This is a genomic window from Streptomyces sp. NPDC091377, from assembly GCF_044757045.1.
In the GTDB taxonomy this organism is placed as follows: domain Bacteria; phylum Actinomycetota; class Actinomycetes; order Streptomycetales; family Streptomycetaceae; genus Streptomyces.
In genome coordinates, this window is record NZ_JBIVUE010000017.1 from 92845 (window position 1) to 105950 (window position 13106).

Sequence of the window (13106 nt, forward strand, 5' to 3'; positions counted from 1 at the left end):
CTCGTCCGTGGTACGGACGCCCGTCCGGACCTCCGCCCCGGCTGGATAGGGTGGACCCGCAAGGGCAGACCCGTCCCGCCGACGGCGCGGGACCTCACCCAGGAGCGGCTGATGAGCGCTGTGACCCCCGCTGGAGGCGACACCGCGGCGGGCCGTTCCTGGCCCGGCGTACTGAACTCGCTGCTGTACGGACGCGACCAGAGCGCCGACGCCACGGCCTGGGCGATGGACCGGATCATGCGCGGCGAGGCGACCGACGCGCAGATCGCCGGATTCGTCGTGGCACTGCGCGCCAAGGGCGAGACCGTGGAGGAGATCAACGGTCTGGTCCGGGCGATGTACGAGCACGCCCACGTGATCGAGGTGCCCGGCCGCACCGTCGACATCGTCGGCACCGGCGGCGACGGCGCCAAGACCGTCAACATCTCCACCATGTCGGCGATCGTGGTGGCCGGCACCGGCGCCACCGTCGTCAAGCACGGCAACCGGGCCGCGTCCTCCGCGTCGGGCGCCTCGGACGTGCTGGAGAAACTGGGCGTGAACCTGGAGCTGACGCCCGCGCGGGTGACCGAGGTGGCCCGTGAGGCCGGGATCACCTTCTGCTTCGCGATCAAGTTCCACCCGGCGTTGCGGCACGCGGGCGCCGCGCGCGGCCAACTCGGGATCCGTACCGTCTTCAACATCCTCGGTCCGCTCACCAACCCCGCCCGGGTGCGTGCCCAGGCCGTCGGGGTCGCCGACCCCCGGATGGCGCCGGTGGTCGCGGGCGTCTTCGCCGAGCGCGGCAACTCCTCGCTGGTCTTCCGGGGCGACGACGGCCTGGACGAGCTGACCGTCACCGCCACGTCCCGGGTGTGGGTGGTGCGCGACGGGAAGGTCACCGAGGAGACCTTCGACCCCCGGGACGTCGGGATCGACCTGGTGCCGGTCGAGGCGCTGCGCGGCGGCGACCCGTCCTTCAACGCGGAGGTCGCGCGGCGGCTGCTGGACGGGGAGCGCGGGCCGGTCCGGGACGCGGTCCTGCTGAACTCGGCGGCTGCGCTGGCCGCGCTGGATCCCACTTCGGCGTCGCTCTCCGAGCAGATCCGGGCGGGGATGGAGAAGGCGGAGCGGGCCATCGACTCGGGGGCGGCGAAGCGGACGTTGGAGCGGTGGGTTGCTGTGAGCAACGGGTAGCTCCGCGGGTCGCTCCGCGGGTTGGTGTCGGGGGGTTGGGGGGCGGGGGTGCGTGGTCGTCTGCGACGGCGTGGGGGGTGGTTGCGCAGTTCCCCGCGCCCCTTGGGGGTGGTGGGTTGGGGTGGGTTGTTGGGTGCGACGGCGTGGGGGGTGGTTGCGCGGTTCCTCGCGCCCCTTGGGGGGTGGTGGGTTGGGGTGGGTTGTTGGGTGCGGCTTCGTGGGGGGTGGTTGCGCGGTTCCTCGCGCCCCTTGGGGGGGGTGGGTTGGGGTGGGTTGTTGGGTGCGGCTTCGTGGGGGCTGGTCGCGCAGTTCCTCGCGCCCCTTGGGGGGGGGCTGGTCCTTGTGGTGCTTTGTTCGGGGTGGGAGTTGCGCTTTGGGGTGGGGGCGTCGTAGATTTTCTGATCAGGTCATGAGCGACAGCCATCAGGCCCCGGCCGGCTGTCCGGCAACCCTCCGTCCGTGGCGGGGTGCCCCGGGTGAAGACCAGGCCGTAGGCAGCGAGGTCTATGGCAAGCGCGGACCCCTCGTGTCACCGGGGTCCCGGTCGTCGAGGAGCCTTTTCGTGAGCAAGCGAATGCGGTAGGGCCGCAGAGCCCCGCCTCCGCATCCCCTTTTTCTTTCTTCGCCCGCGCTTGAGCGTCCCGCTCGTGCGGTGAAGTCCGCCTGCCTTCACGGGAGTTCAGCCATGCCCATTTCCGCCGCCGCCCCGTCCGTCTGCGCCCCGCTGCCCGTGCTCGGGCGGGACGTCACCGTGCCGCTGGTCACCGGGGGCGAGGTGACCTATGCCGCGCTCGACTACGCCGCCAGCGCGCCCGCGCTCCAGCGGGTGTGGGACGACGTGGCGGCCTACGCGCCGTACTACGGCAGCGTGCACCGGGGGGCCGGGTATCTGTCGCAGCTGTCGACCGACCTGTTCGAGAACGCCCGCGCGACCGTCGCCGGGTTCCTCGGCTGCCGGGAGGACGACCAGGTCGTCTTCACCCGGTCCACCACCGACTCCCTGAACCTGCTCGCCGCCGCCCTGCCCGCCGACTGCCAGGTCTTCGTCTTCGAGACCGAGCACCACGCCTCCCTGCTGCCCTGGAAGGACGCCCGCGTCACCTACCTCGACGCCCCGCGCACCCCGCGCCAGGCCGTCGAGACCCTGGAGCGCACCCTCGCCGACCGCGACCCGTACGGCCCCGCCCTGGTCTGTGTCACCGGTGCCTCCAACGTCACCGGCGAGCTGTGGCCGATCAAGGAGCTGGCCGCCGCCGCCCACGCCCACGGCGCCCGGATCGTCCTGGACGCCGCGCAGCTCGCCCCCCACCACCCCGTCTCCGTCACCGACCTCGACGTGGACTGGGTCGCCCTCTCCGGGCACAAGCTGTACGCCCCCTTCGGCTCGGGCGTCCTGGCGGGCCGTGCCGACTGGCTGCGCGCGGCCGACCCCTACCTCGCGGGCGGCGGCGCCAGCCGCAAGGTCACCCGGCGCGCGGACGGGGGAGTGGACGTGGAGTGGCAAGACAGCGCCGCCCGCCATGAGGCCGGCTCGCCCAATGTGATCGGCGTCCACGCCCTCGCCTCCGCCTGCAAGGCGCTCACCGAGGCGGGCTTCGACTCCCTGGTCGCCCGGGAGGAGCGGCTCATCGACACCGTCCGCGCCGGGCTCGCGGACATCCCCGAGGTGCGGATCCTGTCCCTGTTCGGCGACGACGCCCCGCGCGTCGGGGTGATCTCCTTCGTGGTCGACGGCTGGAACAGCTCCCACTTCGCCGCCGCGCTCTCCGCCGAGTACGGCATCGGCGTACGCGACGGACTGTTCTGCGCCCACCCGCTGGTGCGCACCCTGCTGGGCAGCGACCCGCAGACGCAGGGCGAGTGCGGCGCCCCCGAGGCGGCGCCGGGGGAGAAGTCCCTCAACGCCATCCGGGTCAGCTTCGGCGCGGGCACCCCGGACGAGCATGTGGAGCGGTTCGTCCGGGCCGTGCGGGAACTGGTCGCCGACGGTGCCCGCTGGAGCTACCGCACGGTCGACGGCCGCTGCGTCCCGGACACCTCCGCCTGAGCCGGCAGGCGGGCCCCCAGCACGATCATCCGCAGCGCCCGCTCGGTGGCGTCGGTGAGCAGCTCGGCGGCCCGCACCAGCGCCTCCGCCAGCGCCATCGGGGCGGGCAGGATCCCGTGGAAGGCGTCCACCCCGGGCACGTCCCCGGCACCCTTGCCGAGGGTGCCGGCCAGCGCCAGCACGGGACGGTCGTAGAGCTTGGCGCGGCGGGCCACCTCGCCCGGCACCTTGCCGCGCCGCGTCTGCTCGTCCAGCGCGCCCTCGGCGGTCAGCACCAGATCGGCGCGGGCCAGCCGGGCGTCCAGGTCGAGATGGTCGAGCAGCACGTCGAAGCGGGGCAGCAGCCGGGCCCCCAGCGCGGCGAGCCCGGCCCCGAGCCCGCCCGAGGCGCCCGTGCCCGGCCCGGACCGCAGATCGACACCGACCGGCCCGAGATCGCGCTGAAGGACGTACGCCCAGGTCTCCAGGCCCTCGGACAGCCGCTCGACCTGCGCCGGGGTCGCCCCCTTCTGCGGCCCGAACACCCGCGCCACGCCCCGCTCACCGCACAGCACGTTGTACGGGTTGCAGGCCACCAGCAGCTCCGTCCCGGCGAGCCGGGGGTCGAGCCCGGCCGGGTCGATCCGGTGCAGCCGCACCAACTCGCCGCCGCCCCGGGGCAGTTCGAACCCGTCGGCGTCCAGGAGCCGCGCCCCGAGCGCCTGGAGCGCGCCCGCGCCCCCGTCCGAGGTCCCGGAGTCCCCGCACCCGACGACGATCTTCCGTACGCCCGTGTCCAGCGCCGCCCGGATCAGCTCCCCGACCCCGTAGGTGGTCGTCGCGCCGGGGTCGCGCAGGCCGGCCGGCACCAGCGACAGCCCCGCCACGGCCGCCATCTCCACGACGGCGGTGCGCCCGGCGTCCAGCAGCGCGAAGTGCGTGCCGACACTCTCGCCGAGCGGTCCGGTCGCCGACAGCGCGACCAGTCGCCCACCGCCGGCCGAGGCGAGCGCCCGCGCGGTGCCCTCACCCCCGTCGACCAGCGGAATCAGATCGACCTCCGCCTCCGGCAGCACCCGCCGCACCCCGGCGGCGATGGCCTCGGCGGCGGCCTGGGCGGACAACGACTCCTTGAACCCACTGGGGGCGACGACGATACGGGAGAGCATGAGGGAGGCTCCTTCGGCCGGAGGCAGGGGAGGGACGGCGGCCCCGTGAGGGGCGCGGGCAGCCACGGCGGGCCCGCGGCCGTCCCACGAGGGACGGGGAACGGCGCTACCGCACAGGAACGCCGAGCACGGGCCAGACGGCCAGCGCGAACACCAGCACCAGCAACGCGGTCAACGGCGCCAGCACCGCCGAGAGTCTGAGCAGGTCGCGGGGGGTGTAGGTGGCGACGCCGGGAACGTCGGCGAACAGGGCGACCGGCTTCGCGGAGGCGGGCAGGGTGTGGCAGAACCCGGCCGCCGCCGTGGACGCCAGCGCCGCGGCGACGGGATTGACCCCGACCCCGACCGCCGCCGCCACGACCAGCGGCACCAGCACGGACGATCGGGCCGAGCGCGACTGGAGCACCAGGTGAGCGGCCGTGCTGATGACGATCACCGCGGCGAGGAACACCTCGGGACCCACCCCGGTCGGCAGTCCGGACACCAGCCACTTCGCGGCGCCGGAGTCCGACAGGGCCACCCCCATGGCCATCGTGGCCGCCATGAACAGCAGCAGCGACCAGGGCACGGTCTTGAGGGCGTCCTTCAGGTTCACCGTGCCGAGGGCGGGCGAGGACGCCACCACCGCCCCTATCAGCGCGACCAGCGCGGGCGGCACCTGGTGCAGCGGCTCGCTGCACCACAGCAGCACGACCGTCGCCAGCAGCAGCGCGCAACGCGACTCGGCGGGCGACCAGGGGCCGGTGACCGGCTCGTCGGTGTGCCGCTGGATGTCCTCGGCGCTGATCTCGATGGGCAGCGCGCGGTCCTTGCGCCGGGTCGTGGTCAGCAGCACCGCCTCGGCCGCCAGGTGCGAGGAGGCGACGGCCAGCGGCAGCCCGAGCAGCAGCCACTCGGTGAAGCCGACGCGTTCGCCGGTGGACTCCCACAGCACGGACACGGTGATGAGGTGGGCCCCGGCGCCGATCAGCGTGGCCACCGCCGACAGCAGGATGACCGTCGGGAAGAGCAGCGCCAGCATCACCACCAGCCGCCGGTGCGCGGAGAGCGCCTTGGCGAGGGCGAGGAACACCGGCAGGGCGAGTGCGGCCCGGCCGGAGGTGGCGGGGACGGCGAACGCGGTGACGACCAGCGCGGCGGTCGTCAGATGGGTCAGCTGTCGTACCGAGCGGGCCCCGCCGACCAGGAACGCCGCGGCCCGTCCGGCGAGTCCGGTCCGGGTGACCGCCGCCGCCAGGACGAACGCGCAGATCAGCAGCCAGACCGTGGAGTCACCGAGGGTGCCGAAGAAGGTCTCGCTGCTGATCACCCCGGTCACGGTCAGCGCCAGTCCGGCGCCGAGCGCTATGTAGGTGTCGTCGATGGGGGTGGCGATCCAGGCACAGGTCGCCAGGGCGAAGACGGCGAGCGTCAGCCGGGCGGTGCCGGACAGGCCGGGGAAGGTGCCGGGGACCGCCAGCGCGGCGCACAGCGACAGCGCCAGGCACAGGCCCACGGTCAGTCGGAGGTTCAGGGTCACGTCATCGAGCGTTCATGCGGGCGGTGAGGGCCCGATGAGCCGTTGATGAAAGAGACTTCATGCGGCCTGGTGAACGGCGCTCACCTGGTCACACCGGTAGCCGGTACCCCATCCCGCGGACCGTCTCGACCTGTTCCGCGCCCAGTTTCTTGCGCAGGGCCCGGACGTAGACGTCCACGATGTTGGAGCCGGGGTCGAAGTCGTAGCCCCACACGTGGGAGAGGATCTGTTCGCGGGAGAGTACCTGCCCGGGATGGCGCAGGAACAGTTCCAGGAGGACGAATTCACGGGCTGTCAGGTCGACCATCCGCTCCGAGGCGCGGGCGCGGCGGGTGCGCAGGTCGAGGGTGAGGGTGCCGGACTTGAGGACGGTGACCTCGGGCGCCCTGGCCGCCGTACGCAGGCGCAGCCTGACCCGGGCGAGGAGTTCCTCGAAGCGGAACGGTTTGGTCATCCAGTCGTCGGCGCCGCCCTCCAGGCCGGCCACCGTGTCGCGGACCGAGTCGCGGGCGGTGAGCACGAGGACGGGGGTGGTGACCCGGGCCTCGCGCAGTTCGCGCAGGACGGTGAAGCCGTCGCGGGCGGGCAGTCCGATGTCCAGGACGATCAGGTCGAAGCCGCCGGTCAGGGCGTATTCGTAGCCCGCCTCGCCGTCGGTGACGACGGTGGTGGTGAAGCCGTTGGCGCGGAGCCCCTTCTCGACGAAGGAGGCGATGCGTTCCTCGTCCTCGACGATGAGGATGCGGTTCATGGGAGTGCCCCTTCCAGGCGGGCCTCGTGCAGGGTGAGGACGAACGTGGCGCCGCCGCCCTCGGTGTCGTACAGGCGGACCCGGCCGCCGTGGGCCTCCGCTATGGCGCGCACGATGGACAGGCCGAGTCCGGCGCCGGAGCCGTGGCTGCCGCGGCGGGTGGTGCCGCGCCGGAACCGTTCGAAGATGACGTCGGCGTCCTGGGTCCGGACGCCGGTGCCGGAGTCGGCGACGTACAGCTCGATGTGCGGGCCGTCGGCGCGGGAGCCGATCCGGATGGTCTGGCCGCGGGCGGTGTGCTGCACCGCGTTCTGGGCGAGCTGCACCATGGCCTGGGTGATGCGTTGCGGGTCGAGGCGGACCTCGGCGTCGGTGACCTCGGCGAGCACCCAGTCGCGTTCGCCGAGGGCGCGGGCCTTGACGTAGACGTCGGCGGTGAGTTCGCCGAGCTGGACCGGTCCGGGGGTGACGAAGTCGGGGCGTTCGGCCTTGGCGAGCAGCAGCAGGTCCTCCACGATGCGGCTCATCCGGTCGAGTTCGTCGGTGACCACCCGCATGGTCTCCTCGCGCTCGGCCGGGTCGTCGCCCATGACCTCCAGATGGCCGCGGACGATGGTGATCGGGGTGCGCAGTTCGTGCCCGGCGTCGTCCACGAACTCGCGCTGGGCGGCGAAGGCCCGTTCCAGCCGGTCCAGCATGGCGTTGAAGGTCTCGGCGAGGGCGGCTATGTCGTCGCGGCCGTGCACCGGGATGCGCCGGGTGAGGTCCTGCTCGGTGAGCTGGGCGGCGGCGGCCCGCACCAGCCGGACGGGTTGCAGTATGCGCCCGGCGACGACCCACCCTATGCCGGTGGTCATCAGCAGGGCGACGCCGGAGATGGCGAGCAGGACCCGGAACACCTCGTCGGCGCGCTGCTGTTCGCGCTGCGGGTGGAAGGCGACGATGAAGGCCGCGTCGGGTTCGCCGCCGTAGGGCGCGATGGACACCTTGGCCCAGCGGATCTCGCCGGTGGGGCGCTCCAGGGTGCCGGTGGTGCGGGGGGAGTCGAAGATCCGGCGGCGGGCGTCCTCGTCCTGGTGCAGCGGCACCCGGGCGGGGATCTCCCGTGGCTGGATTATCTTCGAGAGGTCGCCGTCCTTCCCGGCGACCAGGCCGATCAGCTCCTCGTCGGCGTCGGCGTGCTGGCGCTGGAGGAAGACCCGCAGCAACTGCGACGGGTCGGTGAAGGGCCCCTTGCTCTTCGGGTCTATGCCCTGCTCCTCGAACTGGGTGAACTCGATGGCCTCCTGGGCGAGCAGATCCCCTATGCGCTGGTCGGTGTCGCGCAGCAGGATCGTGCGCACGGTGGTGGCGACCGAGCCGAACGCCACCGTCATCACCAGCAGCAGCCACAGCAGGATCCGGACGCGGGCGGAGATCCGCGCCCGGCCGCGGTGCTCAGCCGTCGTCGCCGCCGGCGCCGTCGTCGTCCCCGTCGTCGTCCCCGCCGCCCGTGCCGCCTGGTCCGCCTCGGTCGTCGTCATCGTCTCCGCCGGTGGTGCTGTCGGACGACGAGGGTGGCGTGTCCGTCGCCGGGGGCGGCGGGACGACCTCGTCGCTGGGGCTGGGGGCCGGGCTGTCGGGGCTCGCGCTCGGGGAGCCGCTCTCCAGCTCCACCTTGGCGGGCACCTCCGGGGACTCCGGCCGGTCGGTGAGGGCGAAACTGGTCGCGGCGATCCCGAGGGGGATCACGACGACGGCGGCGAGGGCCGCCATGCGGTGGGAGAAGACCATGTCACCGATGCTGCGAAGGGCACCCGAGGGTCCAGATGAGCCTCAGATGAGGAACTCTTCATGAAGCCGCCGGATGTTCCCGGATCGTTCACGGGAAGTTCGGCGGGCGGTCCGTCCGTCGTGACGGGCCGTTCGGGCCGTCTCGACGGGGTGTTCGGCTGCTCGGGCGGCTGATCGCGCGGTCCGCCGGATGGTCGGGCCTCGGATCGTCCGGCTGTCCGGCCGTCGTGCCGTCGGGCTGTCGGCCTACGAGTCGAGTCCGATGGCGAACGCGGCCTCCAGGTCGTGCTGGGAGTAGGTGCGGAAGGCGACATGGGTGTCGGTGCCCTCGACGCCGGGGATCTTGCTGATCCGGCCCGGGATGACCTCGGCGAGGTCCTCGTGCTCCTTGACCCGGACCATGGCGATCAGGTCGTAGGTGCCGGTGACCGAGAAGACCTCGCTGACGCTCTCCAGCGCGGCGATCTCCTCGGCGATCTCGGGGATCCGGTCCACGCTGGTCTTGATGAGGACGATCGCGGTGATCACGGCTGGTTCTCTCCCTCGGGGGCCGGGGCTGGGGCGGCCTTCACTCTAGTCCCACGTCCGAGGCGGGCCCACGCGTAGCAGAAGCCCAGGCCGAAGCCGATCAGATGCGCGAGGTAGGCGACTCCTGGGCCCTGCTCGGCGCGGCCCGCGGCGAGCCACTGGAGGGCCGCCCAGAAGGGCAGCACCACCCAGGCGGGGAAGCGCAGCGGCAGGAAGAGCAGGAACGGCAGCAGGCTGGTCACCCGGGCGTGGGGGAAGGCGCACAGGAAGGCGCCGAGGACCGCGGAGATCGCCCCGGAGGCGCCGACCAGCGACTGGTCGGAGTCCGCGTTGGCGGCGGCGTACCCCAGCAGCGCGAGACAGCCGCAGCCCAGATAGAAGAGGGTGAACTCGACGCGGCCCAGCCGTTCCTCGGTCAGCACCCCGAAGACATGGAGGAAGAGCATGTTGCCGAGCAGATGGACCCAGCTGCCGTGCACGAAGAGCGCGGTCAGCGGGGTGAGGGTGGTCCGCGGGGATCCTTCGAACAGTTGTTTGGGTACGATGCCCCAGTGCCGGAAATAGCTCCGCTGGGCGGCCAGCAGTTCCTCGCCGGTGCCGTACCCGGGGTTGAGTCCCGAGGCGGGGCTGACCAGGAAGACCAGACAGCACGCCGCGATCAGCGTGTACGTCACCGGCCCCGCCGGCCTGCGCAGGAATCCCGCCACCCGGCCCGCCGTCGCACTCCCGTTGCCGATCATGGCTACAGAGCATGACGTACCGGGACGCAACCACACAGACCGCCTCGCCGCTGTCCGAGGACGGGCGTCGCCCACCCCCCAGGCCGTAGGGTTACCACCCACACGCTCCAGGGTGTCCGGCACGTGGCGGACACTGGACGGACGCGGTAGAACACGCGGAACACGACGCGACGCGACGCGACCGAGTGCAATCGAATGCAACGGAACGAGAAGGAAGCGGTCGAACCACGATGACGGTCCCCCTGCCCACCGCCGCCACGCGGTGGCGCTGCACCCTCTGCGGCAATCTCACCCGCTTCGACGTGACGCGCTCCTCCAAGGTGGTGGAGTACATCCACCTCGACCTGGCCGGAGCGCCGAAGGTCGAGGAGCGCGAGGTGCTCAGTGAGACCATCGAGTCGGTGCGCTGTCGCTGGTGCAACGCGGTGGACCAGGTGGAACTCGTGGACAGGCCGGGCACCGGCTCCTGAGGGAGCACGGGCCCCCGACCGCCCGGCCCCGCAGGGGACCGGGCACCAGGTATTGGGGTGACCGATGGTGGAGACCACAGGCGGGGGGCCGGGGGACGGCGCCGCCGAGGTGCTCGACCGTCCACTGCCCGACGGGGTACGCCGCCGGGTCGTGCAGATCGTCTCCGACGGCTTCGGCGGGCTGACGATCGGCGAGCTTCCCGCGCAGCTGCGCCAGTACGCCCGTTTCGCCCCGAACCGGCGGGCCAAGTTCGCGGGCAACGCGATGGCCGCCGCGCTGGAGAGCGACCCGCTGTTCCGCCAGCGCATCGGCGAGAAGTTCCGGGAGTCCCAGCCGGAACTGGCCGGAGCGCTGGACGCCGGCTCGCCGCCCCCGGCCGCCGACCCGCTCGATGTCGCGGCGGCGGCCTACGTGCTGCGCCCCACCGGCTGGGTCAAGCTGGTCACCGCGGCCGGTGAGGAGGCCCAGCGCGCCGACGCCGAACGCGCCGACGAGGAGAGCCGCGCCGAACTGGAGCGGCTGCGCGCCGCGCTCGCCGCCGCCGAGGACCACACCCGCGCCGAGACCGAGCGCCTCCGCGCCGAACTCGACGGCGCCAAGAAGGAAGCCGAGTCCCTCCACCGCAAGCTGCGCGCCGCCCACAGCGACGTCAAACGCGGGGAGGCGGCCCTGCGCAAGCTCCAGAGCGAGATGGAGACCGTCCGCTCCGAGGGCCAGTCCCAGCTCTCCGCCGCCGAGAGCGAGGGCCGCCGGCTCAAGGCCCGGCTCGGTGAGGCGGAGGCCGCCCTGGAGGCCACCCGCAGGGCCGCCCGCGAGGGCCGCAGCGTCGAGGACATGCGCGTACGGCTGCTCCTGGACACCGTCCTGGAGGCCGCCCAGGGGCTGCGCCGCGAACTCGCCCTGCCGCCGGTGTCGGTACGGCCCGCGGAGACCGTGGACGCCGTCGAGCCGGGCCGGATGACCCCGAAGGACATCGCCGCGCGCGCCCTGTCCGAGAACGACCCGGCCGTGCTCGACCAGCTCCTCGCGCTGCCGCAGGCCCATCTGGTCGTGGACGGCTACAACGTCACCAAGACGGGCTACCCCCAGATGCCGCTGGAGAAGCAGCGGCTGCGGCTGCTCGGCCAGCTCTCCCAACTCGCCGCGCAGAGCGGCGCCGAGGTCACCTGTGTCTTCGACGGCGCCGAACTGGCCGCGCCCGTCCTGCTCGCGCCCCCGCGCGGGGTGCGGGTGCTGTTCTCCAAACCCGGTGTCACCGCCGACGAACTGATCCGCCAACTGGTGCGCGCCGAGCCGCCCGGCCGGCCGGTCATCGTGGTCTCCACCGACCGCGAGGTGGCCGACGGGGTCGCCCGCGCCGGAGCCCGCCCGGTCGCCTCGGTGGTCCTGTTGAAGCGCTTCGCCCGCGGCTGAGCCCCTTTTCGGGCGGTGTCCGGTGAGTACCGCGCATGTGCCCGGGATGCGCCCCCTTCACCCACCGGACGCCCCCACCACGGCCTTCGCGTTGATTGCCCGGATTGCAGCGACCTTCCCACGACATACGGTCAGGTGGGCATCACGGGATGTGAGTTGTGTGTAAATAATGACCGTAGGGGCGAGATTTTTCAGCTGAGGATTTGAACTGATCACAACTGGGTCACTAGGGTCGGGCGTCGAACCTTCGCTCGGGCGATCACTCATCAGGAGTGGCGGCGGAGGGGAACCGCCCACCGGCGTGTCGGTAGGCGGCTGGAGGATGAAGGAGCTCGCCTCCGTGGCGTCCCACCGTCGACCCAAGCAGCCGAGCCGTGCCCGTGTGACCGTGCTGACCACCGCGGCGGCGGCAGCCGTCGCCATCAGCTCCCAGTCGGCCCAGGCCGCGCCGAGCGAGAAGCCCACCAAGGACGAGGTCAAGGCCAAGGTCGACAAGCTCTACGAAGAGGCGGAGAAGGCCACCGAGAAGTACAACGGGGCCAAGGAGAAGCAGGAGAAGCTCCAGAAGGAGATCTCCACCATCCAGGACAACGTCGCCCGTGGCCAGGAAGAGGTCAACGAGCTGCGCGAGGGCCTGGGCACCATGGCCAGCGCCCAGTACCGCTCCGGCGGTCTGGACCCCTCCGTCCAGCTCTTCCTCTCCGCCGACCCGGACGACTACCTCGACAAGGCGTCCACGCTCGACCAGTTGAGCAGCCAGCAGGTCGACGGCCTCAAGAAGATCCAGGACAAGCAGCGCGAACTGGCCCAGGACCGGGCCGAGGCGTCCGGCAAGCTCAAGGACCTCTCCTCCACCCGCACCGAACTGGGCGACAAGAAGGACGAGGTCCAGGCCAAGCTCGCCGAGGCGCAGAAGCTGCTCAACTCGCTGACCGCCGCCGAGAAGGCCGCCCTCCAGGAGGAGGAGCAGCGCGCCAGCCGCGACTCCGCCGACCGTGCCGAGATGAACACCGACACCGGCACCGCCCCCGCGGGCTCCGGCCGCACCACCTCGGCCTACCAGGCCGCCCAGAGCGTCATCGGCAAGCCCTACGTCTACGGCGCCTCCGGCCCCGACTCCTTCGACTGCTCGGGCCTGACCTCCTGGGCCTACGCCCAGGCCGGCATGCAGATCCCCCGCACCTCCCAGGCCCAGGCCAACGCCGGTACGCGGATCTACAGCCAGTCCGACCTCAAGGTCGGCGACCTGGTCATCTTCTACGGCGACCTCCACCACGTCGGCTTCTACGCGGGCAACGGCCAGATCCTGCACTCCCCGCGCACCGGCGCCGTCGTGCGCTACGAGTCGATCAACAACATGCCGTTCCAGTTCGGCGTCCGGATCTGACGCACCTGCGACCCGCCCCCGACCCGGTCGACCGGGCACGGCGACACACCGCCCGAACGGGCGAATTCCCGTGCCCCGTACTGACCCCACGCCCCGCCGGTGACCTGCGTCAGCGGCGGGGCGTCACTGTGTGTGCCCGCGAAGGTCGTTGGT

12 protein-coding genes and 1 riboswitch are annotated in these 13106 nt (G+C 72.4%); of the genes, 5 read left to right on the forward strand and 7 right to left on the reverse strand.

Annotated features, from left to right (window positions below):
• Positions 1-111: 111 nt before the first annotated feature.
• Together trpD and ACIQNG_RS30260 are read left to right on the forward strand one after the other, a co-directional pair.
• Positions 112-1176, forward strand: coding sequence for an anthranilate phosphoribosyltransferase (gene trpD, locus ACIQNG_RS30255; RefSeq protein WP_401426952.1), 1065 nt, complete (start codon positions 112-114; stop codon positions 1174-1176).
• Between the two features lie 405 nt (positions 1177-1581).
• Positions 1582-1698: riboswitch (SAM riboswitch) on the forward strand.
• 163 nt (positions 1699-1861) lie between these two features.
• Complete coding sequence (locus ACIQNG_RS30260) at positions 1862-3223, forward strand: aminotransferase class V-fold PLP-dependent enzyme (protein ID WP_401489405.1); 1362 nt, start codon at positions 1862-1864, stop codon at positions 3221-3223.
• On the opposite strand, the gene ACIQNG_RS30265 is transcribed toward ACIQNG_RS30260, so the two are convergent.
• From ACIQNG_RS30265 to ACIQNG_RS30295, 7 genes are all read right to left on the reverse strand, one after another.
• Positions 3178-4371: a glycerate kinase gene (locus ACIQNG_RS30265; protein ID WP_401426956.1), complete on the reverse strand. Its 1194-nt coding sequence runs from the start codon at positions 4369-4371 to the stop codon at positions 3178-3180. The genes ACIQNG_RS30260 and ACIQNG_RS30265 overlap by 46 nt on opposite strands.
• Positions 4372-4477: 106 nt before the next feature.
• Positions 4478-5890 (reverse strand): SLC13 family permease, encoded by a 1413-nt coding sequence (locus tag ACIQNG_RS30270; protein ID WP_401426958.1) that lies wholly within the window; start codon positions 5888-5890, stop codon positions 4478-4480.
• An 88-nt stretch (positions 5891-5978) separates the two neighbouring features.
• Positions 5979-6641, reverse strand: coding sequence for a response regulator transcription factor (locus ACIQNG_RS30275; protein ID WP_401426960.1), 663 nt, complete (start codon positions 6639-6641; stop codon positions 5979-5981).
• Positions 6638-8164, reverse strand: coding sequence for an ATP-binding protein (locus ACIQNG_RS30280; protein ID WP_401489408.1), 1527 nt, complete (start codon positions 8162-8164; stop codon positions 6638-6640). The genes ACIQNG_RS30275 and ACIQNG_RS30280 overlap by 4 nt, the downstream gene beginning before the upstream one ends.
• Positions 8079-8414, reverse strand: a complete 336-nt coding sequence (locus ACIQNG_RS30285; RefSeq protein WP_401489410.1) for a small secreted hydrophilic protein — start codon at positions 8412-8414, stop codon at positions 8079-8081. The genes ACIQNG_RS30280 and ACIQNG_RS30285 overlap by 86 nt, the downstream gene beginning before the upstream one ends.
• 246 nt (positions 8415-8660) lie before the next feature.
• Positions 8661-8942, reverse strand: a complete 282-nt coding sequence (locus tag ACIQNG_RS30290) for an Lrp/AsnC family transcriptional regulator (RefSeq protein ID WP_401426966.1) — start codon at positions 8940-8942, stop codon at positions 8661-8663.
• Positions 8939-9682 (reverse strand): rhomboid family intramembrane serine protease, encoded by a 744-nt coding sequence (locus ACIQNG_RS30295; RefSeq protein WP_401426968.1) that lies wholly within the window; start codon positions 9680-9682, stop codon positions 8939-8941. The genes ACIQNG_RS30290 and ACIQNG_RS30295 overlap by 4 nt, the downstream gene beginning before the upstream one ends.
• Before the next feature lie 230 nt (positions 9683-9912).
• Here ACIQNG_RS30295 and ACIQNG_RS30300 point away from each other — a divergent pair, with 230 nt between their 5' ends.
• The 3 genes from ACIQNG_RS30300 to ACIQNG_RS30310 all read left to right on the forward strand — a co-directional run bounded on the left by ACIQNG_RS30300 (position 9913) and on the right by ACIQNG_RS30310 (position 12953).
• Complete coding sequence (locus ACIQNG_RS30300) at positions 9913-10152, forward strand: hypothetical protein (protein ID WP_401426969.1); 240 nt, start codon at positions 9913-9915, stop codon at positions 10150-10152.
• Between the two features lie 64 nt (positions 10153-10216).
• Positions 10217-11566 carry an NYN domain-containing protein gene (locus tag ACIQNG_RS30305; protein WP_401426971.1) on the forward strand — a complete coding sequence of 450 codons (1350 nt, stop codon included), beginning with the start codon at positions 10217-10219 and terminating at the stop codon, positions 11564-11566.
• A 340-nt stretch (positions 11567-11906) separates the two neighbouring features.
• On the forward strand, positions 11907-12953 hold the full coding sequence (locus ACIQNG_RS30310) for an NlpC/P60 family protein (protein WP_401426973.1): 1047 nt from the start codon (positions 11907-11909) through the stop codon (positions 12951-12953).
• The last annotated feature ends 153 nt before the right edge of the window (positions 12954-13106 follow it).